Source organism: Micromonospora sp. DT41, assembly GCF_049841715.1.
Lineage (GTDB): Bacteria > Actinomycetota > Actinomycetes > Mycobacteriales > Micromonosporaceae > Micromonospora > Micromonospora profundi.
The window spans coordinates 257,760-280,753 of record NZ_JBNCKU010000007.1 but is presented as its reverse complement, the minus strand read 5'-3'; the positions used below and the strand labels follow the sequence as shown (position 1 = coordinate 280,753).

General features: G+C 70.7%; 18 protein-coding genes and 2 tRNA genes. 9 read left to right on the top strand and 11 right to left on the bottom strand.

The genetic code is table 11. The features are described from left to right. Nucleotides 1-140: 140 nt before the first annotated feature. Entirely contained in the window at nucleotides 141-3,911 is a 3,771-nt protein-coding gene (locus tag ACLQ23_RS16205) for a S8 family serine peptidase (RefSeq protein ID WP_425880776.1), read from the top strand. Nucleotides 3,912-4,019: 108 nt separating this feature from the next. Here the strand turns inward: ACLQ23_RS16205 and ACLQ23_RS16200 are convergent. The 4 genes from ACLQ23_RS16200 to ACLQ23_RS16185 all read right to left on the bottom strand — a co-directional run bounded on the left by ACLQ23_RS16200 (nucleotide 4,020) and on the right by ACLQ23_RS16185 (nucleotide 8,597). Then, nucleotides 4,020-4,093, bottom strand: a tRNA-Met gene (locus tag ACLQ23_RS16200). A gap of 122 nt (nucleotides 4,094-4,215) precedes the next feature. Then, nucleotides 4,216-4,289 (bottom strand) — tRNA-Met (locus ACLQ23_RS16195). 188 nt (nucleotides 4,290-4,477) lie between these two features. Beyond that, on the bottom strand, nucleotides 4,478-7,486 hold the full coding sequence (locus ACLQ23_RS16190; protein ID WP_355590957.1) for a UPF0182 family protein: 3,009 nt from the start codon (nucleotides 7,484-7,486) through the stop codon (nucleotides 4,478-4,480). A 97-nt stretch (nucleotides 7,487-7,583) separates the two neighbouring features. Next, complete coding sequence (locus ACLQ23_RS16185; RefSeq protein WP_355590954.1) at nucleotides 7,584-8,597, bottom strand: YlbL family protein; 1,014 nt, start codon at nucleotides 8,595-8,597, stop codon at nucleotides 7,584-7,586. Between the two features lie 184 nt (nucleotides 8,598-8,781). Here ACLQ23_RS16185 and ACLQ23_RS16180 point away from each other — a divergent pair, with 184 nt between their 5' ends. After that, nucleotides 8,782-10,011: a zinc-dependent metalloprotease gene (locus tag ACLQ23_RS16180; protein ID WP_425734899.1), complete on the top strand. Its 1,230-nt coding sequence runs from the start codon at nucleotides 8,782-8,784 to the stop codon at nucleotides 10,009-10,011. Nucleotides 10,012-10,194: 183 nt separating this feature from the next. Here the strand turns inward: ACLQ23_RS16180 and ACLQ23_RS16175 are convergent, their stop codons facing one another. Both ACLQ23_RS16175 and ACLQ23_RS16170 read right to left on the bottom strand, forming a co-directional pair. Next, nucleotides 10,195-10,803: a hypothetical protein gene (locus tag ACLQ23_RS16175; RefSeq protein ID WP_425734860.1), complete on the bottom strand. Its 609-nt coding sequence runs from the start codon at nucleotides 10,801-10,803 to the stop codon at nucleotides 10,195-10,197. 191 nt (nucleotides 10,804-10,994) lie between these two features. After that, the gene (locus tag ACLQ23_RS16170; protein WP_355590948.1) at nucleotides 10,995-11,525 is read right to left on the bottom strand and encodes a M48 metallopeptidase family protein; all 531 of its coding nucleotides are present in this window, start codon (nucleotides 11,523-11,525) and stop codon (nucleotides 10,995-10,997) included. Nucleotides 11,526-12,019: 494 nt separating this feature from the next. Between ACLQ23_RS16170 and ACLQ23_RS16165 the strand changes: the two genes are divergently transcribed. The 3 genes from ACLQ23_RS16165 (at nucleotide 12,020) to ACLQ23_RS16155 (ending at nucleotide 14,849) form a co-directional block, all read left to right on the top strand. Next, on the top strand, nucleotides 12,020-12,187 hold the full coding sequence (locus tag ACLQ23_RS16165; RefSeq protein ID WP_167517324.1) for a DUF5679 domain-containing protein: 168 nt from the start codon (nucleotides 12,020-12,022) through the stop codon (nucleotides 12,185-12,187). A gap of 206 nt (nucleotides 12,188-12,393) precedes the next feature. Then, the gene (locus ACLQ23_RS16160; protein ID WP_355590945.1) at nucleotides 12,394-13,506 is read left to right on the top strand and encodes a TOMM precursor leader peptide-binding protein; all 1,113 of its coding nucleotides are present in this window, start codon (nucleotides 12,394-12,396) and stop codon (nucleotides 13,504-13,506) included. Beyond that, nucleotides 13,503-14,849 carry an ABC1 kinase family protein gene (locus ACLQ23_RS16155; protein ID WP_425734858.1) on the top strand — a complete coding sequence of 449 codons (1,347 nt, stop codon included), beginning with the start codon at nucleotides 13,503-13,505 and terminating at the stop codon, nucleotides 14,847-14,849. Before ACLQ23_RS16160 ends, ACLQ23_RS16155 begins: the two co-directional genes overlap by 4 nt. A 292-nt stretch (nucleotides 14,850-15,141) precedes the next feature. Here the strand turns inward: ACLQ23_RS16155 and ACLQ23_RS16150 are convergent, their stop codons facing one another. From ACLQ23_RS16150 to ACLQ23_RS16140, 3 genes are all read right to left on the bottom strand, one after another. Continuing rightward, entirely contained in the window at nucleotides 15,142-15,507 is a 366-nt protein-coding gene (locus ACLQ23_RS16150; protein WP_355590939.1) for a WhiB family transcriptional regulator, read from the bottom strand. A 129-nt stretch (nucleotides 15,508-15,636) separates the two neighbouring features. Beyond that, nucleotides 15,637-15,888 (bottom strand): hypothetical protein, encoded by a 252-nt coding sequence (locus ACLQ23_RS16145; RefSeq protein WP_053660610.1) that lies wholly within the window; start codon nucleotides 15,886-15,888, stop codon nucleotides 15,637-15,639. 121 nt (nucleotides 15,889-16,009) lie between these two features. Then, entirely contained in the window at nucleotides 16,010-18,175 is a 2,166-nt protein-coding gene (locus ACLQ23_RS16140; RefSeq protein ID WP_355633057.1) for an ATP-dependent DNA helicase UvrD2, read from the bottom strand. A 92-nt stretch (nucleotides 18,176-18,267) separates the two neighbouring features. On the opposite strand from ACLQ23_RS16140, the gene ACLQ23_RS16135 reads away from it, so the two are divergent. Continuing rightward, complete coding sequence (locus tag ACLQ23_RS16135; protein WP_355591402.1) at nucleotides 18,268-18,510, top strand: mycoredoxin; 243 nt, start codon at nucleotides 18,268-18,270, stop codon at nucleotides 18,508-18,510. A 67-nt stretch (nucleotides 18,511-18,577) separates the two neighbouring features. On the opposite strand, the gene ACLQ23_RS16130 is transcribed toward ACLQ23_RS16135, so the two are convergent. After that, nucleotides 18,578-19,885, bottom strand: coding sequence for an MFS transporter (locus ACLQ23_RS16130; RefSeq protein WP_355590932.1), 1,308 nt, complete (start codon nucleotides 19,883-19,885; stop codon nucleotides 18,578-18,580). Between the two features lie 221 nt (nucleotides 19,886-20,106). Between ACLQ23_RS16130 and ACLQ23_RS16125 the strand changes: the two genes are divergently transcribed. The 3 genes from ACLQ23_RS16125 (at nucleotide 20,107) to ACLQ23_RS16115 (ending at nucleotide 21,881) form a co-directional block, all read left to right on the top strand. Further along, complete coding sequence (locus ACLQ23_RS16125; RefSeq protein WP_355590929.1) at nucleotides 20,107-21,087, top strand: helix-turn-helix domain-containing protein; 981 nt, start codon at nucleotides 20,107-20,109, stop codon at nucleotides 21,085-21,087. 71 nt (nucleotides 21,088-21,158) lie between these two features. After that, on the top strand, nucleotides 21,159-21,398 hold the full coding sequence (locus tag ACLQ23_RS16120) for a DUF397 domain-containing protein (RefSeq protein ID WP_355590926.1): 240 nt from the start codon (nucleotides 21,159-21,161) through the stop codon (nucleotides 21,396-21,398). Nucleotides 21,399-21,605: 207 nt separating this feature from the next. Beyond that, nucleotides 21,606-21,881, top strand: a complete 276-nt coding sequence (locus ACLQ23_RS16115) for a hypothetical protein (RefSeq protein WP_355590923.1) — start codon at nucleotides 21,606-21,608, stop codon at nucleotides 21,879-21,881. A 123-nt stretch (nucleotides 21,882-22,004) separates the two neighbouring features. Here the strand turns inward: ACLQ23_RS16115 and nudC are convergent, their stop codons facing one another. Next, nucleotides 22,005-22,961 carry an NAD(+) diphosphatase gene (gene nudC, locus ACLQ23_RS16110; RefSeq protein ID WP_425734856.1) on the bottom strand — a complete coding sequence of 319 codons (957 nt, stop codon included), beginning with the start codon at nucleotides 22,959-22,961 and terminating at the stop codon, nucleotides 22,005-22,007. Nucleotides 22,962-22,994 lie beyond the last annotated feature (33 nt).

Sequence of the window (22,994 nt, the reverse complement as noted above, 5' to 3'; positions counted from 1 at the left end):
TTCGGCACGCAGGTCCACGCCGAATGCCGGGACCGGATCGGCCACACGCGATGGCCCCGCAACGTCCCGGCAAAGAAGATGATCACTATATGAATCACGGAGGTGATCGAATTCGATCAACGTTCAACTCTGGAGGATCTGTGCGGCTCTCTCTCACCCGAAGATCTGCGGCAGCAGCGGTCGGCGTCACCCTCGTCGCCGCTCTGGTCACCCCCACTGCGGCCCACAGCGCCCCCGCGCCCCCGCCGACGACGCCACCGGCCACGACCGGCACCGCACAGGGTGCTCCCGTCACGGTCACGCTGATCACCGGCGACAAGGTGACGATGACCCCGGGACGCGACGGGACGCCGCCCACCGTGGACGTGGCACGCGCGCCGGGTGCCACCGGCTCCGTACGCGTCGCCACCGAGGACGGGGACACCTACGTGTACCCCGACGAGGCACTGCCCTACCTCGCCACCGGACAGCTCGACAAGCAGCTCTTCGACGTCACCGACCTCGTCGCCCAGGGCTTCGACGACGCACGGAGCAGCACGCTGCCTCTGATCGTCACCCGCGGGTCGGGTGCGACCAACCGCCGGGCCAGCAATGCGCTGCCAGGAGCGGAGACCACACTGGAGCTGCCCTCCGTCCGTGGCGAGGCCATCCGGGCCCGCCGGGCGCAGGCCGCCGACTTCTGGTCGGCCCTCACCGGCGACACACAATCGGTCGGTACGTCGTCGACCGGCCGGTCCGCCGGCACCGCGACGCCCTCCTTCGCGACCGGCGTGGAGAAGGTGTGGCTCGACGGCAGGGCGGAGGCTGCTCTCGCCGACACGACAGCGCAGGTGAGTGCCCCCGCGGCGTGGGCGGCAGGTGGTACCGGCAAGGGCGTCCGGGTGGCCGTCCTGGACACCGGAGTGGACACGACCCACCCGGACCTCGCCAACCGCGTGGTGGCGTCCCGCAGCTTCATCCCGGGCGAGGACATCATCGACCGCAACGGGCACGGCACCCACACCGCCTCCACCGTCGCCGGAACGGGCGCCGCCTCCGGCGGCAGGGAGCGGGGAGTCGCCCCCGATGCCGACCTGGTGATCGGCAAGGTCCTCGACAGCAACGGAGGCGGGACGATCTCCGGGATCATCGCGGGGATGGAGTGGGCGGCGCGTACCGAACGCGCCAAGGTGATCAACATGAGTCTGGGGGTCAGCGCCTGGCACACCCAGGACGACCCGCTGAGCCAGTCCCTCAACCAGTTGACCGCCGAGACGGGTGCGCTCTTCGTCGTCTCCGCGGGTAACAGCGGACCCGACCCGTACACCATCGGGGCGCCGGGGACCGCGGACGCCGCGCTCACCATCGGCGCGGTCGACGGCTCGGACCGGGTGGCCGACTTCTCCAGCGCCGGCCCCCGCATGATCGACGAGGCGTTGAAGCCCGACATGACCGCACCCGGCGTGGACGTGCTGGCGGCGCGCTCGCAGCACCTCCCCTGGGGCGAAGGCTTCTACCGGACGGACAGCGGCACCTCGATGGCGGCGCCCCACGTCGCCGGGGCCGCCGCCCTGCTGGCCCAGAAACACCCCACGTGGAGCCCGCAGCAGATCAAGGACGCCCTGATGGGCACCAGCGTGCGTACGACCGGCTACGACGCCTACCGGGCCGGCAGCGGCCGGCTGAACGTGGCCGCCGCCTATCACCAGGACCAGATCATCGCGTCCGGTTCGGTGGACGCCGGCCTCGTCGCGTCGTCGACCGGCACGCCGCCGCAGCGCATCAGCCGGAAGATCACCTACATCAACACCACTGACACCCCCATCACGTTGGACCTGTCGGTCGATCGTGGTGACTCCCCGGCGACGACGTTCACGGCGGGCACCGGCCAGGTCACGGTTGCGGCCCGGGCGACCTCGACTGTCGACGTCGTGGTGGACCCGACAGGGCTCACCGCCGGCCGGTACTCCGCCCAGGTCGTGGCCCGCCACGCGGGCGGTGAGGTGCACACGGCCGTCGGTGTCGCAGTGGAGTCCGGAAAGCACGACCTCACCATCCACCTGAAGGACCGCGCCGGCCGACCCATGAGCGGCGAGGTCGAGATCGTCAGCGCCGACGGTGGTTCCACATTCATGTGGGTACGCGACGGCACGCTCACCAGCCGCTGGGCGCCCGGCTCCTACACCGTCGTCGCCGCCGCCGACGTGGAGGGTCTGCACGGCGCCCACTCCCTCGGGCTCGCGATGCTCACCGCCCCCGAGGTGGACCTGACGACCAACCGGGTCGTCGTGCTCGACGCCGCCAAGGCTCGACAGATCAAGGTGGCGACACCTCAGCCGACCGCCGTCACCAACAGCCGCATCGACGTCTACCGCTCGTTCACGTCCGAGGAGCCGACGCCCGGCGACACGGGCGCGCTGCGGGAGACGCTCTGGCCCGGCACCGTCTACGACAGCCTGTGGGCCCTGCCGACAAAGGGCAAGGTCAGGAAGGGCAGCTTCGTCCTCACCACCCGGATCCGGGCCGAGCAGACGCCACTGGAGATCGTCCACAACGGCCGCCGCGTCGGTGACCCCCTCGTGCAGCCCGGGTCCCGAGCGATGCCCGACGGCACGTCGCGCCTGGACGCCGTCTTCGCCGGCACCGGCACGACTGCCGACTACGCCGGCCTGTCCGCCCGTGGCAAGGCAGTGGTCGTACGCGACAGCGACGCCGTGAACCCCACCGACCAGGTGGCGACGGCGTTCGCCGCCGGTGCCGCGCTGCTCCTTGTGGTGAACGACGGCCAGGGCCGCAGCAGCGGATGGTACGGAAACCCCGACGGTACGACGACCGGGGCGCTCCCGGTCGCCACGCTGGTCCGGGGCGGGGGCGAGGCCCTGATCCAGAAAATCACCGACGCCGGCCGGAAGGGCGTACGGCTCACCGTCACCGCCCACCCCTCGCCGGCATACCTGTACGACCTTGTCGACTACCACAGCGGCGGGGTGCCGAACGATCCGTCGGCCAAGACAGGTCGCGGCGACCTCGCGCGGATCGACACCGAGTTCGCCCCGCCGCCGGGTCAGCTCTCCACCGAGATGCGCGTCGACTTCCCGCCGTACGAGTGGGCTGCGGCCCGCCCGTTCCCGTTCCGGCCAGTAGCCCCGGGTCCGCGTACCGACTGGGTGTCCGCTGGCGCGGGCATCAGGTGGAAGCAGTACGTCGACGTGCTCAACTGGGCGCGGTCGAACACCGACGAGATCGCCTACCGGCCGGGCAGTGTCCAGAAGGACAGGTGGTTCGGCCCCATCACGCGGCCACGCCTGCTGACCTACGACATCCCGTTCCGTGGCGAGGGTGGGATCAGCGCCTACATCCAGGCGTTCGGCGATGCGGGTGCCGCACACAGCGGCGGTGCCAGCATGCGGCAACGGGTTTCGCTCTACCAGGGCGACAGGCAGGTGAGTCAGCTCGAAGGCTGGCCGGAGTTCTACGCCGGCGACCTGTCACCGCAGAAGCTGCCGTACCGGCTTGTCGTCGAGACGGAGGGCAACCCCGCCTTCAGCCCGTACTCCACCACCACGCGCACCGACTGGACCTTCCTCTCGGGCGCCGCCGACGGCGTACAGGCGATCCCGCTCGTGCAGTTGGACTACGGGACGGACCTGGACCTGGCGGGCCGCGCGACGCGCAGGACCGACCTCGCCATCACGCCGGTCGTGGTCGGCAGCACCGCCGCGAAGGACGGAGTGTCCTCGCTCGGCCTGGAGGTCTCCTACGACGACGGCCGCACCTGGCAGCGGCAGGCCCTGAAGGAGCGCAGTGGCACCTGGAAGGCGACGCTGAACGCGCCGCACCGTTCGGCCTTCGTTTCCATCCGCGTCACCGCCACACAGCGCAACGGCGGCGGCGTCACCCAGACCGTCATGCGGGCCTTCGGCCTCAGGTGACACCCGTGGAGGGGCCGGTGGGCACCGGCCCCTCCACGGGCTGACGGAAGACCACGCGGGAACGAGAAAGCCCGCCTCCGGCGAACCGGAAACGGGCTTTCTCTTTCGTAGCGGGGACAGGATTTGAACCTGCGACCTCTGGGTTATGAGCCCAGCGAGCTACCGAGCTGCTCCACCCCGCGTCGACTGGTTAACCCTAACCCATCCCTTTTTGACGATGATCGGCGGGGTCCTGCCCGGACTCCGGATCTCCGGAATGTCGAAAGCCCGCCTCCGGCGATCCGGAGTCGGGCTTTCTTTCTCGTAGCGGGGACAGGATTTGAACCTGCGACCTCTGGGTTATGAGCCCAGCGAGCTACCGAGCTGCTCCACCCCGCGTCGGTTCACTAACCGTAGCGCACCGACCCGGGGCACCGCAAAGCGACTCCGATACCGCCGCCCTCGACCCCTCTGACCTGCGGCTTTGTCAGCCATCGACGTCCTGCGCACCCCGTACCGACACGGCGGAGCCCCCGCCATCAGGAGGATGGCGAGGGCTCCGTGAGGTGCTTTCCGGGTGGCTGCGGTCAGCCGCCCGTACCCGGGCTGCCGGTCGGTGACGGCGGCGCCGCGCCGCCGCTCGGCGCCGGCGTACCGGCCGGGTTGGCGGCCTGCTGTGCCTGCTGGAAGGCGGTGAGCGCCTCGTCCAGCGCCTTGAGCGCGCGACCGTACCGCTCGAAGTCGCCGGACGTCTGCGCGGCCCGGACCTCGGTGATGGCGGTCTGCACCCGCTCCGCGGCGGTTGCCAGATCACCGGTCAGCGGCGGCGCTTCACCACCGCTCGGAGGCGGCGTCGTCGGCGTGGGCGTCGTCGGCGTCGTCGGGTTGCCTCCGGTGGTCGGCGGCGGTGTCGCCTGCCCAGCCCGCTTGCCCTGCTCGACCAACTGCTTGATGCCGTCGTTGATGTTGTCGGCCAGCGCCACGAAGGAGCCGCCGTCACCGTAGGAGAGCAGCACCTTCTGCAACAGCGGGTACGCGTCCTGCTGGTTGCTCTTCACGTAGACCGGCTCGACGTAGAGCATGCCGTCGGCGAAGGGCAGCGAGAGCAGGTTGCCGTACTGGACCTGCGCCTGGTTGCTGGAGAGCAGGTTGAGCTGCTGACGGATGTTTGCGTTGTTCGTCATCTGCTGGTGGACCTGCACCGGACCGGAGATCCGGGTCTGGTCCGGCAACTCCAGGACCTCCAGCCGGGGCTTGCCGTCGACGTACGACCCCGAGATCAGTGCCGCGAGGTTCTGCCTGCCGTTCGGAGTGACCGCGGAGGTGAGCTGGAACCGCGGGCTCTCCTGCCCGGGGAACTGGGTGAACAGGTAGTACGGCGGCTGCTTCTGGCCGCTGTCCGGAGCGTCCGGCACGTTCGGCACCTGCCAGAAGTCCTGCGCGGAGTAGAAGTCGCCCGGGTTCGTCACGTGGAACTTGGTGAGCAGGTTGCGCTGCACCTTGAACATGTCCGCCGGGTAGCGCAGGTGCTCGCTCAACTCGACCGGGATGTCCGCCTTCGGCAACACCAGGTCACCGCCGAACGCCTTGTTCCACGCCTTGAGCACCGGGTCGGTGTCGTCGTACTCGTAGAGCTTCACTGTGCCGTCGTACGCGTCGACGGTGGCCTTCACCGAGTTGCGCATGTAGTTGACGTTCTCCCGGGCCAGCTGGAAGGTGCCCCGGTTGGTCAGCTCGTCGGTGGTCTCCGTCTGCAGGTTGACGCGCTCTGCGTACGGGTAGGTGGCCGCCGTGGTGTAGCCGTCGACGATCCACTGCACCCGACCGTCCACCACCGCCGGGTACGGGTCGCCGTCCAGGGTGAGGAACGGCGCGACCTTCTCCACCCGGTCCCGCGGGTTACGCACGTAGAGCAGCTTGGAGTCCTCGTTGACCGCCTCGGAGAGCAGGAAGTTCGTCTCCTGCTCCTTGATGGCGTACAACAGCCGCCGGGGGAAGGAACCGATCTTGACGCCACCCTCACCGGTGTACGTGTAGGACTCGCCGCCGCCCTCACCGACCGGCCGGTCGAACTCGGCCTTCTTGTTCGGGTCGGACTGACCGACGATCGCGTAGTCGCCGGCAGCCATCCGCTCGCCGTAGTAGATGCGCGGCTGCTTGGCCGGGATCTGCTCGGTCTGCGAGGAGCACGCCTCCTGGGTGCGCTCGCCCAGGAAGCCCGAGACGAAGAACGGCTGCCCACCGCAGACCACCTGGTTGGCCGGGGCCGCCACCAGTCCGAACCCGTGGGTGTAGACGGTGTGCCTGTTGATCCAGGTGTTCTGCTGGTCGGTCAGCTCGCCGTAGTTGATCTCCCGGACGCCGACCACGTAGTCCGAGACCTTCCCGTTCACCCCGTAGCGGTCGATGTCCAGCTTGGGGCCGAAGTCGTAGAAGCCACGCACCTGCTGCAACTGGGTGTACGTCTCACTGACCAACTGCGGGTCGAGCAGCCGCACGTTCGACACGACGGAGGTGTCGGTGGCCAGGTTCGCCGGTGGGGTGAGGTTGTTCGCCGCGTACGGCGTGGTCTCGGTAGCCGCCAACCCGAACGCCGCCCGGGTCGCGTCGATGCTGCGCTGGATGTACGGCGCTTCCTTGTCCTTGGCGCTCGGCTTGACCTCGAAGGTCTGCACCGCCCAGGGGTAGATGCCGCCGATCGCCACGGCGGAGACACCGAGCAGGGCGAGCGAGATGCCCGGCCACACCAGGTTCCGCATCCAGGCGTTGGAGAACACGATGATCGCGATGGCCACCACGATCGAGATGTACGCCAGGATCTCCTTCGCCGGCAGCAGCGCGTTGACATCGGCGTAGCCGGCGCCGTACAGCTTCGCGCCCTCGTTGTACTCCAGCAGCATCGCCCGCCGGTCCAGCACGTACGCGACGGCCTTGAGCAGCACGAAGGCCGCCACCAGGCTGCTCAGGTGAGCGCGGGCGGCGTTCGTCATCCGGTCCCCGACACCCTGGAGGCGGACCCCGCCGAAGAGGTAGTGCACCGCCAACGCGCCGATCAGAGCCAACACCACAGCGGTGAAGCCGACGCCGAGCAGATAACGCCAGAACGGCAGTTGGAAGACGTAGAAGCCGATGTCCACCCCGAACTCCGGGTCCTTGATCCCGAAGTCGCCACCGTTGCGGAAGAGCAGCCACTGGTTCCACCGGCTCTGCGCCGACAGGCCGGCGAAGAGGCCGACCACCACGGCGGCCAGCGCGATCCAGGTGCCGAGGCGCGGACTGAGCACCATGCGGTAGCGTTCCAGGGCGGCCTGCTCGACCGAGTGCGGACGCAGCCGCGGGCGCAGCCGGTGGGCCAGCCACAGGTTGCCGCCGACGATGGCGGCCATACCGAGACCGATGGCGAGGAAGAGCAGCAGCCGGGTGAACAACACACCCGTGAAGACCTCGGTGTAGCGCACCTCCTCGAACCAGAGCCAGTCCGTCCAGGCCTGGACGCCCCAGCCCAGCAGGGTGAAGAGCACGAACACCCCCACCAGGACGGCGATGGTGACGCGTCCGCGCCTACTCATCTTCGGTAGGGGGCTGCTGCTACGCATTACCACTGTTTGGCTCCGCACGCTCGATGTGATCGGCTCCGACCAGGCACCCAGAGTACGGGGTGTTCCTGAACGTGTCGGGACACGGTCACGAGCGTCAGCAGCGGGTCGGCTGGCCTCCGGCACGCAGCGTCTCCAGCGCGGTCATCGCCTCGGTGAGGGAACCCACCCTCAGAAGCGGCAGATCGGGCTGCGGATTGCGGACCGCCTCGGCGCAGTTGTCCGCCGGAACGAGGAACGCCTTGGCCCCGGCACGCTTCGCGCCGACAAGCTTCTGGGCGATCCCGCCGATCGGGCCGACGGTGCCCTCGTCGTCGATGGTGCCGGTGCCGGCGATGACCTTGCCGCCGGTCAGGTCCGCCGGCGTCAGCTTGTCCACGATGCCCAGGGCGAACATCAGGCCGGCACTCGGACCGCCGATGTCTCCCAGGTCGATGCTGAGCGTGAACGGGTGCGGTTGCTGCTGGTCGATCTCGACACCGATCCTCGGCCGACCGTCCTGCTCACGGCTTGTCACCTTCGCGGTGGCCGGTACGCCGTCACGGGTGTAGCCGATCGTCAGGGCCGTACCGGCCGGCTTGGCCCGGACCATCTCGGTGAGCTTCGCGGCCACCGGCACCGGCTGACCGTCGACGGACGTGACGATGTCGCCGACCTTCAGCAGACCGGCGGACGGGCCGTCCGCGGCCACCGTCTTGACCACCACCTGCACCGAGAAACCCAGCTCGCGCAGCGCGGCGGTCTCGGCGCTTGTCTGCGACACCTTGAAGTCCTCGGCGTTGCGCTGCTCGACCTGCTCCGTCGACTCCCCCGGCGGATACACCAGCTCGCGCGGCACCACCGCCTCGTCGTCGGAGAACCAGCCGGCGATCGCCGATCGCAGCCGCACCGTTGGCTGCACCCCCACCGTCGTCAGCCGCAGCTGCCCGGCCGACGTCGAGGTCTCCCGCCCGGTGATCTGGATGACCTCCTTACCGTCGGCCGTACCGAGGGTGTTGACCGTCGGGCCGGGGCCGAGCACCACGTACGGGATCGGCACCCGCAGCACCCCGATGCTCAACAGAGCGGTGAACAGGGCACCGAGCAGGACCGTCAGGCCACGACGTCTCATGCGCCAGAGCGTACCGATCGCCCGGGGCCGGCCTGACCGATGCGCCACGCGACTTCGCCCTCAGCGCAACGCCAGCGGCGGCTACCTGGGGCTCGGCCCGCGTACCGTAGACGTCGTGCCTGATATTCCGTTCGGTTTCGCGCTCCCGGGTGGGCAACCACCAGACCCCAACGATCCCGCGCAGATGCAGCAGTTCATGTCGCAGTTGCAGCACCTGCTCTCCGCGCCGGGCAGCGGGCCGGTCAACTGGGACCTGGCTCGGCAGGTAGCAGCCAGCCAACTCGCCGCCGCCGGTGACCCGGCAGTGTCGCCGTACGAGCGCAACGCTGTCGAGGAGGCGTTGCGCCTGGCCGACCTGTGGTTGGAGCCGGCGTCGTCGTGGCCGACGGGCATCCAGACCCCGGTGGCCTGGAACCGCAATGAGTGGATCTTCAAGACGCTCGACGTGTGGCGCAAGCTCTGCGACCCGGTGGCCAGCCGGATGGTCGGCGCGATGGGCGACCTGGTGCCACCGGAGGCGCGCGCCCAGCTCGGCCCCATGCAGTCGATGGTCGCGACCCTCGGTGGCGCGCTCTTCGGCGGCCAGTTGGGGCAGGCCCTCGGCTCGCTCGCCGCGGAGGTGCTCTCCGCCGGCGACATCGGGCTGCCGCTCGGCCCGGCGGGCACGGCCGCGCTGATCCCGGCCAACATCCGCGCGTACGGCGAGGGCCTGGAGCTGCCCGAAGACGAGGTACGCCTCTACGTGGCGCTGCGCGAAGCCGCCCACCAGCGGCTGTTCCAGCACGTCCCGTGGCTGCGTGGGCACGTGCTCACCGCCGTCGAGATGTACGCCTCGGGCATCCGGGTCAACCGGGAGGCGATCGAGGAGGCGATGGGCCGGGTCGACCCGACCGACCCGGAGTCGATGCAGGCGATCGCCCTGGAGGGCATTTTCACCCCGGAGGACAGCCCGGCGCAGAAGGCCTCGCTGGCCCGGTTGGAGACCGCGCTTGCCCTGGTCGAGGGCTGGGTGTGCCACGTGGTCGACAGCGCCGCCAGCGACCGGCTGCCCAACGTCGTCCGGCTGGGCGAGGCGTTCCGGCGCCGCCGCGCCGCGGGCGGTCCCGCCGAGCAGACCTTCGCCGCGCTCGTCGGTCTGGAACTGCGCCCCCGCCGACTGCGCGAGGCGGCAGCCCTCTGGGCCGCGCTCACCGAGCACCGCGGCATCGAGGGCCGGGACGCCGTCTGGGGCCACCCGGACCTGCTCCCGTCCGACGACGACTTCGCCGACCCGGTGGCCTTCGCGATGAACGACATGGACCTGAGCGAGCTGGACAACTTCGACTTCACCGCACCCGGTGGCGCGAAGGAGCAGGCCCCGGGCCAGCTCGATGACGGCAACGACACCGACGACGGCGACGACACCAAGCGCTGACAGTCAGAGCCCAGATGTCCGGGCGCCCGCGCCGCTCAACGGCGGGCGCCCGGCTCATTTGTCGACAGGTCACCGTGAAGGTCTCGGACATTGCCGACCGGATGTAACCGATTGATCCGGCCGACCGCCGAACGGGCTCGTCAGGCGCGCCCGCCGACATCCGGAAGCAAGGCGCGTGGGTCGTCAGGTTGGCCGGCCGGCGCCCGAGAGCAGGGCGCGGGTGGCTTCCCAGCCTTCGAAGGCCGGGTCCAACGTGGCCAGGTCGGCCGGGCCGCGCAGTCGTCGCCAGCCGGCGGTGACGGCGACCTCCCCCGGTCGGGGTGCGCCGGCCCGGGCGTCTGTCGGGGTCGCTGTGTCCAGGTCCAGCGGGCGCAGCCAGCCCGGTGCCGGCAGCCGCGCGGCGACCCCGAGCAGACCCGGGCCGCCGCCCTCGACCGGAGCCACCGCGACCGACCGGGTGGTGAGCGGGCGCAGCAACTTGCCGACCGTCAACGCCGGCAGGTCGGGCACGTCGCTGGCGAGCACGGCCGCCTGGTCGTAGCCGCCCAAGGCGGCGAACACCGCGTTCGGCGTCGGCTCGGCCACCTCGTAGACCGTGGTGCCGGGCCAGACCAGCGCGTCAGCCAAGGCCCGGTCGGCGGGGGTGACCGCGACTGCGACGTCCACCTCGTTGAGGGTGGCGATCAGGTCGATGACGTCCTCGGCGAGCGCCGCCCGCCAGTCTTGCCGGTCGATGCCGGGCGGCGACCAGTGGACCGGACCGAGCAACGCCACCACAACCCGCCGCGCCATGCCCAGACCATATCCCTCCGCCCCAGCCCCGTCGCCTCACCCCGGCGCGCCTGATCCGAGGTCTGCGGGGCTGATCGACTCGCCTTCCTTGAAATCGGGGTGTCCGCCACCCGGGGATACCCCGGTTTCAAGGAAGCCGAGTGGATCGAGACGATCGCAGCTCACCGTACGACGGCGCGAGGGTCGACCGGTCAGGTGGGGACCGGGGCGCAGGAGGCGGCGGCTACGCCTTCGAGGTAGCCGCGGGCTCGTTCGGCCTTGGGGTAGCGGCCGACGAGCGCCCAGAAGCGGGCGTTGTGGCTGGGCACGATGAGGTGGGCAAGCTCGTGCAGCAGCACGTAGTCGATCACCCATTCGGGCATGTCCTGCACGCGGTGGGAGATCCGGATGCTGCGATCGGCGGGTGTGCAGGAGCCCCAGCGGCCGTTCTGGTTGGTGACCCACCGGACGCTGAGGGGCACCGCCTTGTCGCCGTACCCGGTGAGGTAGAGGCCGATCAGGCGGGTGGCCCGGGCCACCAGCTCGGCGTCGGAGCGGGCCAGTCGACCTTCGCGTGCCGCGAGCCGGGCAAGCATCCGGTCGACCCACTCGCTCTCCTCGGCCCGGGAGAACTGGTCCGGGATGAGGACGACGACCCGCTCACCGTCCCGGTACGCGGACACCGTGCGTCGCCGGCGCTGGCTGCGCCGCACCTCGACGACCGGCTTACGCGTCCCCGCCATCACTGGCCCGCGCAGCCTCGGCTACGTGTCACGAGGGAAAGCTAATGCGTACTGACCAGGGGTCCGCAAGGGTCAACCACCCGACACGCGCCCAGAAAGTGGCGATTGGCCGCTTGGCGTCCCGAAAATTTCTTGGCCGGGCCGCCACTAGTGCGCCTCGTCACCCATGGTGAACGCCGCTGGCAGCCGTACGTCCGCACCACCCTAGATGATCACCTTCGGGGTACTCGCACGGGTGTCTGTGACGGTTCGTCGGCGTGTCCCCGCCAAACTCACTTATCCGACCTAATTCGCCATGCACACTCTCGACGTCGACTTGCTCACAGGTCGATGCACAGCTGACATGGAACCGCCCAGACCTGGGTAGGGTCCGCGGACCAGCGGTCACGAGGGTGGCTGCGGAATGAGACCCAGCGCCGGCCGCCCCGCGTGGCCCGCCGCCGGGGCACCCGCCGGGACGACATCGACCGGCGGACGAGACGAGGAGGGGCACCGTGGCCGACCAGGCCCAGAGCTACAACGGTTACTGCGTGAAGTGCAAGGAGAAGCGGGACTTCGAGGGGCACGTGGAGGTCTCGAAGACCGGTATGAACATGGCAAAAGGAAAATGTCCGGTATGCGGGACAACAGTGAACCGCATCCTGGGCAAGGCGAAGGTCTGACCGTACGGGTCAATGGGGGGCGGGGTGGCCGAGCGGTCACCCCGCCCCCCGTTGCCGGCCCGGCAGGTCCCTCTGTCGGGTGACCGACACGGTTACCGCCGGGTTGTGGATAACCCGGCAGACCCTGTGGACAGCGCTGGATACAGCTCCGGCCATCTGTGGATAACGATCGACCCTGCGCACGGGCTCGGTCACGATTCGTCATCATGAGTCGTACCGCACTGCCCCGACCGATGCTGCTCCCCGGCCTCAGCCGCCTCTGGCGGGACCGGCACACACTGCAACTCGGCATCGACACCGGTCTCGCCGTGCTGCTGGAGCTGGCCAACCCGCGCGCCGCCCACCTGCTCGATCTCCTGGACGGCACCCGCAGCGAACGCGCCGTGCTGACCCAGGCGAGCGCAGCCCGGGTCACCGCCGCCGACGCCCGTACCCTGCTCGACGCCCTGCGTGCGGCGGGCCTCCTGGTGCCCGCGCACAGCCTCCTCCCCCGCGACCTCGCCGGGCCGGCCCGTGCCCGGCTCGCCGCCGAAGCCGGGGCGTTGGCCCTGGTCGCGGCCAGACTGCCCGGAACTCCCGCGCAGATCCTGCGGCGACGGCGAGCGGCCCGGGTGCTGCTCACCGGGGCCGGAGCACTCGGCGGGCCGCTCGCGGTCGCGCTGGCCCAGTCCGGCGTCGGCCGGGTGATCCCGGACCTCACCGGCCCGGTCCGCCCGATCGACCTGGTCGGCACCGGCATCCCGGCGACCGACCTGGGTGCACCGCTGGCCCGGGCGGTGCGGGCCGCCATCGACAACGTCGCCCCGGGCACCGGCACCCACCCGCTCCGGAGCCCTCGGGCGGACCTGGTGATCCAGCTCGGCGCGGACCGTCCGCCCGCGCTCCTCGCCGCCGGCCTCGCCCAGCGCCGTCAGCCGCATCTGCTTGTCACCGTCCGCGAGGGCGTACCGGTCATCGGCCCCCTGGTCCGCCCACCCGCCGGACCCTGCCTGCACTGCATCGAGCTGCACCGGACAGACCGTGACCCGGCGTGGCCGCGACTCGCCGCCCAGCTCGCCGCGGCCGAGCCGGTCGCCGCCGGCACGACCGGCACCCTGCTCACAGCCATCGGGTACGCGTTGACCGAGGCGCTGGCGCATCTCGACGGCGGCAGCCCGGAGACGCTGGGTGGCGCCATGGAGGTCACCGACGCGTGTCGCTTTCGCCGCCGCATCTGGCCGCCACACCCGGCGTGCGGGTGCTCACGGAGCCGGGTGTCGGCACCAGCCCGGCCGCAGAGCAGCAGCGGAGCCCTCCGGTCGGTAACAATGGCCGGGTGACCGACATCCCGCGCCGGGCCGTGTCCCGGACCGCCAAACTCGCCGCCCTGCCGCTCGGCTTCGCCGGTCGGACCGTTCTCGGCATGGGAAAGCGCGTCACCGGGATCGCCTCCGACGTGATCTCCGCAGAGATCCAGCAGCGCACCGCCGAGCAGCTTTTCAGCGTGTTGGGCCAGCTCAAGGGCGGTGCGATGAAGTTCGGCCAGGCGCTGTCGGTCTTCGAGGCGGCGCTGCCCGAAGAGATCGCCGCGCCCTACCGGCAGGCGTTGACCAAGCTCCAGGAGGCGGCGCCGCCACTGCCGGCGGCAAGCGTGCACAAGGTGCTTGCCGAGCAGCTCGGCCCGGACTGGCGCGATCGGTTCGTCGAGTTCAACGACACTCCGGCCGCGGCGGCAAGCATCGGCCAGGTGCACCGGGCGCGGTGGCGTGAGCCGGGGCTCGACCCGTCGGGCGAGCCGAACAGCCGCGACGTGGCCGTCAAGATCCAATATCCGGGGGCTGGTGACGCGCTGCTCGCCGACCTCAAGCAGCTCTCCCGTCTCGGCGGCATGTTCCGGGCCATCCAGCCCGGCCTGGACGTCAAGCCGCTCCTTGTCGAGTTGCGCGAGCGGATCACCGAGGAACTGGACTACGAGCTGGAAGCCGAGTCGCAGCGCGCCTTCTCCGCCGCGTACGCCGACGACCCGGAGATCTTCATCCCGGAGGTGATCTCCGCGTCGCCCCGGGTGCTTGTCACCGAATGGGTGACCGGCACCCCGCTTGCCGACATCATCCGGGAGGGCTCCGAGGAGCAGCGGGACGAGGCCGGCCGGCTGATGGCCACGCTGCACCTCTCCGCGCCGCAGCGGGCGGGTCTGCTGCATGCCGACCCGCACCCGGGCAACTTCCGGCTGCTACCCGACGGCCGCCTCGGAGTGATCGACTTCGGTGCTGTGGCCCGGATGCCGGAGGGAACGCCGGAGCCGATCGGTCGCATCGCCGGGCGGGCGCTGCGCGGCGACGCCGACGGGGTCGTCGAAGGGCTTCGGTCCGAGGGGTTCATCGGCGCCGACGACGAGATCGACGCCGAGGGCGTCCTCGACTTCCTCCGCCCGATGCTGGAGCCCATCGCCGCCGACGGGTTCCGGTTCACCAGGGCCTGGCTGCGGGCCGAGGCGGCGCGACTGGCCAGCCCCCGCTCCCCCACCTACCAGTTGAGCCGCCAGCTCAACCTGCCGCCGTCGTACCTGCTCATCCACCGGGTGACACTCGGGTCGATCGGCGTGCTGTGCCAGTTGGAGGCGAAGGCCCCGTACCGGGGCATCCTGGAGCGGTGGCTGCCCGGCTTCGCCCCCGTGGCCTGAACGTCACGAAGGGCGGGTGCCGACCGGCACCCGCCCTTCCGCATGGGGTGGTACTAGAGAACGCCCAGGTCGCGTGCCGAACGGTTGCGGCTGTTCATGGCGACGGTACGGGCGGAACGGGTTGCCTCAGTGCTCGTGGTGGTACGACCGGCCTGAGGCCGGCGCATTCGAGCCCGGGACAACGCTTCGTGGAGTAGTTGCATCTCAAAGGCTCCGTTCGGAACGTTCAACATCGTCGTCTCTCTAACTGCCGGTGTGGCACCGGCGTAGTTGGTACGGATTCGGGAAGTTGTCAGGCTGCCAGCCGGACCGCGCCACGCGCCTCGGACAGCCCACTGGCCTCCAAGCGCGCCTCGGCCTCGACCCGGAGCGCGGCGTCACGAGCGACGTCCTCCTTGCGCGGACGGCCACGGGGCCGCTTGCGCGGGACGACCGCGCCACGCTCGAAGATCTCGCCGCCCCAGACGCCCCACGGCTCCGCTCGCTCGACCGCCCCGGCGAGGCACTCGACGCGCAGCGGGCAGTCCCCGCAGAGCGACTTGGCCAGCTCGAGCTCGGCAGGCGAGTCGGAGAACCACAGGTCGGGGTCGAACTTCCGGCAGGGCAGGTTCGCCTCCATGTCGACGCTCACGTCGACGGGGGCCAACGCCAGACTCATCGCCCGGTCACCTCTCTCTCACTTCGATCTCGTGGATCGCATTCCGACGTACTTCGGCGGGGCAAAAAACTAGGCCGCGGATCCCGGTAAGCGGGTTCCGCGGCCTCGAGGTGAGCCGGTGTCTGATGGTCAGACCGGTCTGCCTCGAGGTGGAACGCCGCGGAGATCCGTGCGCTTCTTGGCGCCCTGGATGCCCATGCCCGTGATGCCACTGGTCCCCTCGATTCCGGTGGCCGGTGCAACGGTCAGGTTCAGTTCGACCTGAACCTGGTGCACCTGCGGAACCGACGGTCGCGTGGCCGGGAGGGCCACCCAGACAGCCGACAGCGGAGCGTGGACAGACGGCATCGCCGTCGGACGCTCATAGGTGAAGATCTCCACGGTGGCCACCTCCCTCACGTTCCTCGATCGACTGGACCAACCCCGGTGAGCAGCCGGAATGGCGCCGCTCGCGTGGTGTGTCCTGAGGCTATTCCTCGCCACAGGGCGAGGGCAAACGAATTTACGACGAGATTTCGAAAGTTTTCTCCGGGCAGACATCGTCCACACTCGCGCCCCCCACCAGCGCCAGCACCGACTCGCCGTACAGGCCCAATTTGCGAGGGCCGATGCCGGCGATGGCGATCAACTCCTCCGGACGGCCGGGACGCCGCTCGGCCAGCGCGATAAGCGTGGCGTCGGTGAAGACCACGTACGCCGGGACCTTCTGCGTGCCGGCCACCCGCTGCCGCCACTCGCGTAGCCGTTCGTGCAGCTCATCGTCGATGTCGGACGGGCAGGTGGGGCAGCGACCCAGCTTGCGGTCCGGGCCGGCGAGCAGCGTGGCGCCACAGATCCGGCAGGACATGATCTGCGTCCGGCGGCGCTCGGTGCGGCGTGCCGGGCCGGTGCCGGGAGCTGCCCGCTCGGTGCCGCCGGAGCGGTCGAGCTGGGGCAGGAAACGCGACGGCCGTCGGGCCCGGCCTCCAGGCGAGCGGGCGGCGGCGTACGACAGCCAGAGCCACTCCCGCGCCCGGGTGATCCCGACGTAGAGCAGTCGGCGTTCCTCCTCGACCTGCTCGACGGTCTTGGCGTACGCGGTGGGAAGGGTGCCCTCGGCGAGGCCGACAAGGAAGACGGCGTCCCACTCAAGCCCCTTGGCCGAGTGCAGGGAGGCGAGGGTGACCCCGTCCACAGTCGGTACGTGCTGCTGGGCGGCCCGGCGGGCCAGTTCCTCGGTGAAGTCGGTGAGCGTGACCGGCCGCTCCACCGACGCCGCCTCGCCGATCGGCACGAGTTCGGGGGTGGCCGCGTACTCCTCGGCGAGCTGGACCAGCGCGGCCAGTGCCTCCCAGCGCTCGCGGGCGGCACCGCCGGCCGGGGGCGCGTCCGGAGCCCAGCCGACAGCGGTGAGCGCCTCGACGACAGCGGCCGGCAGTGGGGTCTCCCCCGGGATCGAGCGGGTGGCGGCACGCAGCGCGACCATCGCCTGGCGGACCTCGGTCCGCTCGAAGAAGCGCTCGGCGCCCTGCACCACGTACGGCACAGCGGCCTCGGTGAGCGCCTTCTCGTACGCCTCGGACTGCGCGTTGATCCGGAACAGCACGGCGATCTCCTTCGCCGGCGTGCCCGCGTCGATGAGCGCTCGGCAGCGGGCTGCCACCGCGTTGGCCTCGGCAGGCTCGTCGGTGAAGATCCGCAGGTCGGGTTCGGGGCCTGCGGGGCGCTGCCCGCTCAGCTCCAGCCGCAGGCGCGCCTCGGTGCCACGGGCCTGCGAGATCACCGCGTTGGCCAGCCCCACCACCTGCGGGGTGGAGCGGTAGTCGCGGACGAGCCGGACCACTGTGGCGCCCCGGTGCTTGCGTGGGAAGTCGACAAGGTACGCCGAGGTCGCGCCGGTGAACGAGTAGATCGTCTGGCTGGCATCGCCGACCACTGTGAGGTCGTTGCGGCCGCCCAGCCAGGCGTCCAGCAGCCGCTGCTGGAGCGGGTTGACGTCCTGGTACTCGTCGACCACGAAGTGCCGGTACTGGCCGCGGACCTGCTCGCCGACGTCCGGGTGCTCCTCGATGCCCCACACCGCGGCGCGCAGCATGTCCTCGAAGTCGATCACCCCGTTGGCGCGTTTGAGCTGCTCGTACGCGGTGAACACGTCGGCGACCTTCGCCGGCTCGTGCGGGGTGTCGCGCAGCGCGCGGGCGGCCGACACCACGTAGTCCGCAGGCTCGACAAGCGACGATTTCGCCCACTCGATCTCGCCGGCCAGGTCCCGTGCGGCGGCCCGGTCGGTACGCAGGCCGACCCGGGCGGCGGCGAGGGTGACGAGCCGTACCTTGCTGTCCAGCAGTTCGGGCATGGCACGCCCGGCCAGCAGGCGGGGGGCGAAGTAGCGCACCTGGCGCAGCGCCGCGGCGTGGAACGTCCGCGCCTGGACACCTTGAGCCCCGAGCAGAGTGAGACGGTGTCGCATTTCGGCTGCGGCGCGGGCGGTGAAGGTGACGGCGAGCACGTGCCGGGGGGAGATCTCGCCGGAGAGCGCCCGGTGGGCGATCCGGGAGGTGATCGCCCGGGTCTTGCCGGTGCCGGCTCCGGCGAGGATGCAGACCGGGCCGGCGGGTGCGGTCACGGCGGAGCGTTGCTCAGGGTCCAGCCCGGCGAGTACGCGTTCCGACGCTGAGTGAACCACCACAACCAGGAATCATCTCAGCTCCTCCGAACGTTGTAGCGGACAGCCTCGGCTTGATCCGCAAGCCGCGGCCGGAGGAGTTGGAGGATCCGACCATGCTGACGATGTATTCAACCCCCTGGTGCGGCTACTGCCACCGGCTGAAGTCGCAGCTCGACCGGGAGGGCATCGGGTACGAGGTGGTCGACATCGAGCAGGACCCGAAGGCCGCGGAGTTCGTGATGGGCGTCAACGGCGGCAACCAGACGGTGCCGACGCTGCGTTTCGCCGACGGCAGCGCCCTCACCAACCCCTCGATCACCCAGGTCAAGCAGCACCTGGCGACTCTCACCGCCTGACGGTCTGGGTCACCTTCGACGAACGGCCGCCCGCACGCGGGCGGCCGGTCGTCGCGTCCGGGGTCGGTCACCGCCGGGGCGCCCGAGGGGTGCCCGTCGTCATCGGCTTGTCGATCTCCACCTCGGCCGGGCGGCGCTGCGCCGGAATGGACGGGCTCGTCGGCGCTGTGGGCGGCCGGAGCGGGCGGCCCCCGGCCGGCGGGCTCAGGTGCCGGCCCCGCCAGAGGTAGGCGCCGGCCGCGAAGGTGGCCACCCCGACGAGCGCGAACAGCGCCCGGTAGTCCAGGACACCGACGAGCAGCGCGCCAGCGCCGATGGAGAGCGCCTGCGGGCCGCTGACCACCGCCTGGGTGGCTGCGGCGACCCGACCGACGAGCACCGGCGGGGTACGCCGTTGGATAAGTGTGTGCAGCCCCACCATCGTCAGCGGGAGCGAGACGCCGGCCAGCAGCACCGCCACGAAGGCGAGCCGCAGATCGGGGTACGCGAGCGCGAGCGCGGCCGGGGAGAAGAAGGCGACGCCGGCGGCCAGCGTGCCGACCTCGCCGAGCCGGCGGACCAGCGCCGGTGAGCAGAGCCCGCCGAGCAGCCCGCCCACGCCCTGCACGGTGACCAGCACGCCCACGAAGGCGGCGTTGCGGCCCAGCCCCTGGTCGACGTAGGCGAAGATCAGCGACTCGCTGAAGCCCATCACAAGCGACCCCAGCCCGTAGCCGAGCAGGGCCCGGCGCAGGGCCGCCACACCGGCCAGGTGCCGCAGGCCGGCACCCAGTTCGGCGGGCCAGCGCAGCCGCACGGCCGGCGTCGTCGGCTGCGGGCTGGGCACCGCCGTCACCACTGCCGCGGCCGTGACGAAGCCGATCATGCCGATCCCGGCCAGCGCCCACCCGCCGAACGCGGCGTAGAGCGCCGCGCCGACAAGCGGGCCGACAAGCCGAAGCCCCTGGCGTACGGTCTGCAGCGCGCCGTTCGCCTCGGCCAGCAGCTCCACAGGCACCAGTTGCCGGATGAGCCCGCTGAGCGCCGCGCCGAGCGTGATCGAGGAGAGGCCGTACAGGGCTGCGACCAGGTAGACGAGCCAGATGTCGCCGGCGTCCCGGACCGTGAACAACGGGGTGAGCAACGCTGCGGTGGCCAGGTTGGCGGCCACGAAGAAGGGGCGGCGGGGGTACCTGTCGACGACCCAGCCGACAAGTGGCGCCAACGTCATGGGGGCGACGACGGCGAAGATGGTGCCGCCGGCCAGCCCGCTGGAGCCAGTCAGATCCTTGACCCAGATCGCGAGTGCGAGCAACAGGATCGACTCGGCGGTCATGCTGGCAAGCAGACCAGCGAAGAGCAGGCGAAAGTCGGGTCGGCGCAGGACGGTGCGCATGGGATCCCTCCGGCGGGGATGGCGTGCCCTGGGGTGGGCGGGGTCGACGGGGCCGCGACCGCGGGGTTCGCCGTCGTCACGGCGTACCCACGGTCCATTTTTCGCAAGACACGCCCCCGCCGGAACCTCCGACGCCGGTCGCGCCGTCCATACTGACCGTGGGGGGCGAATTTCATACAGTTACCGTCGCGTCTGCGGCGGTCGACGGGAAAGAGGACACTGTGCCTCCTGCCGCACCCAGCCCGATCATGCGTCGCCGCAGGTTGGGCCTAGAGCTACGTCGCCTGCGCGAGGCCGCGGGCTTCACCGGTGACCAGGTCATCGAGAGGATCGGTTGGGCGTCCGCGTCCAAACTGTCCCGGTTGGAGAACGGTCGCAGTCGACCGGACCCCCAGGACGTCGCCGTGCTGCTCGACCTCTACGGTGCCGACGCGGCGCTGCACGATGAGCTGCTCGGGATCGCTGGCGAGGCCGGCGACATGCGGGGTTGGCTGAAGAACTTCCCGGTGATGACTCAGCAGCAGCGCAGTTGGGCCGAGCTGGAGGCGGGCTGCGCGGAGATCTCCGAGTACAACCCGGTGCTGGTGCCCGGCCTGTTGCAGACCGCCGGGTACGCGCAGGTCCGGATCGTCTCGGCCCGCCAGGTGGCCGAGAGCGCCGGTGAGCCGAAGCCCGGCGACGAGCCGGATACCGAGGTGCAGGCACGGTTGGCCCGCCAGTCGCTGCTGACCCGGGAGCCGCACGCGCCGCGCTACACAGCCGTGTTGGAGGAGGCTGCCCTCGGCCGGCGGGCCGGTCCACCGGAGGTGCTGCACGACCAACTGGTCCAGTTGTGTGAGCTGGCCCTTCTGCCGAACGTGACGCTGCACGTGCTACTTCGGGACACCCAGATCGGCGATTGGTACCTTCCGCCGACCGCGTTCTCCCTCTACCGGTTCGCCGATCCACTCGATCCGGAGACATTGGCCATCGAAGGGGGGTTCACCGACGTCATGTCGACCGAGGTGAACACGCTAAATCGCTATAAAGTGGTGTTCGAGTGGCTATGCACGGCGGCACTTGACGCCTCGGACACCCTCTCCTGGCTGATCGAGGCGACAGGACGGGTGACCGAGACGACGCCCCCATCCACAGTGGCGTTCGGCCCGGCAACGGCGCCGGTTCAACGTCGCCGCGCTTCGGGGCGGCTGACGGAACTGTGAACCAGGGGACCTCCGTCGGGGCGTGCGGCACCACTCGTCCCATCGGATCGGTTCACATCAGGAGCAGAACCATGAACGACATCCACAACACGCCGTCCATCTCCGCCGACTCGTTGGCGGACGCGCCCTGGCGTACCAGCACGCGCAGCCAGACCTCCAACTGCGTGGAGGTCGCCCCGCTGGGCACCGGACCATCGGCGGTCGCGCTACGCGACAGCAAGGACCGGGGTGGCCCGGTGCTGCTGTTCAACCGGGCCGGATGGCTCGGCTTCATCGCCGGAACCAAGACGGGCCAGTTCGATCTGAACTGAGCCGTCAACCAGAAGCGGGGCCGTCGGCAGTTCGCCGGCGGCCCCGTCGCTCTACCCGCGTCGACCCGCTGACCAGGCATCCACCGATCGGATGACTCGAAATCAATAGGCGCGTTTCACTTGCTGGGATGACTACCCGGCGTAGCATGACCGGTGAAGGTGGAACTTCCACACCGCTCATTCGTCGCGGTTCATCCGGAGACCCCCATGCGTTTCCTGATCGTTCGCACCGACATCCGCACCGTCGCCGACGGGGACATCGCCGCGGCCTGGGCAGACGGCCACCGACTCCGCGACGAGACGACCACGCCCGAGCCGCGCCGACAGATCGTGCACGCCGAGGACCGCGACGCCGCACTGCTGCTGGCCCGGGCCCTGTCCACTGTCGGCGCAGTCCGCGCCGGCAAGCAACGGGTCAAGGTCCTGCCGCTCAGCGAGCCACGGCCCGTCCTCCGACGCCGGCCAGGCCTCACCGGCACCTGACCCAGACGTCCGCCGTGGTCGGACCGGCTCCCCCGCCGCGTTACCCGCCCTGATCGACCACGGCGGCCCGTGTTCCCGGCCCGTGACCGCCGCGGCAACGGCGGCCACGGGCCGGGACCGCACTCATGCGCCGGCGTCCACCCAGCCATCCAGCCAGCGATGGATGAGGAACAGCGCGATCGACGACGGCGGCGGCAGCATCAGCCTGGCCCCGTCACCCACGTCCACCGACCGACCGGCCAACGCCGCCCCGATCTCGGCACGGGAGAACCACCTGGCGTACGCGATCTCGGACGGGTCCACCCGCACCGGTTCCGCAGGATCCGCGACGGCCAGGAAGCCCAGCATCAGCGAGCCGGGGAACGGCCAGGCCTGGCTGCCGACGTACACGATCCGGTCGACGGTGATGCTCACCTCCTCGCGGACCTCGCGCAGCACGGCGGCCTCCGCGGACTCCCCCGGCTCGACGTAACCGGCCAGACAGGAGTAACGCCGACCACCCGGGGTGCCCGCCCAACCGGCGTTGTTACCGAGCAGGCAACGGCCGTCCGGTCCGGTCACACCGTCGTGCACCAGAACGATCATCGCCGGATCGGTACGCGGCCAGATCCGCCCCCCGTTACGGTCCACCCGGGACCAACCGGCCTCGTCCATCGCGGTCGGCGCCCCGGTCGCCGGCGAATAACCGTGCCGGTTGTGCCAGTTGACAAGCGCGAGCGCCGTCGTGAAGATCCCCGCCTCCCGGTCGGCCAGCAGGTGACCCACCTCCCGCAGGTTGACCGCCCTGGTCCCCGGCAGCGCCGGCAGCGGCGTGTCCACCGCGAAGACCGGCACCCCGTCCGGCTCGACGCCGAGGAACATCGCGGTCGCCTCGGAGCCGGCCGGCGCGTCGTCCGCGCCGAACAGCACAAGAGCCGGAGGTGACACGTCGGTACGGGCCAGCGTCTGCCCTTCGGCCGAGTCGAGCAGCAGCACCCGGCCGCGCAGCCACGCGTCGGTAAGCCACAGCGAGTCGCCCCGCCGGTGCGCCACCCGATCCAAGGTGGACCGGGCCAGCGGCGGCACCGTCTCCCCGCTCACGACGCGCCCGCCCCAGCCGGCGAGACCGGACGG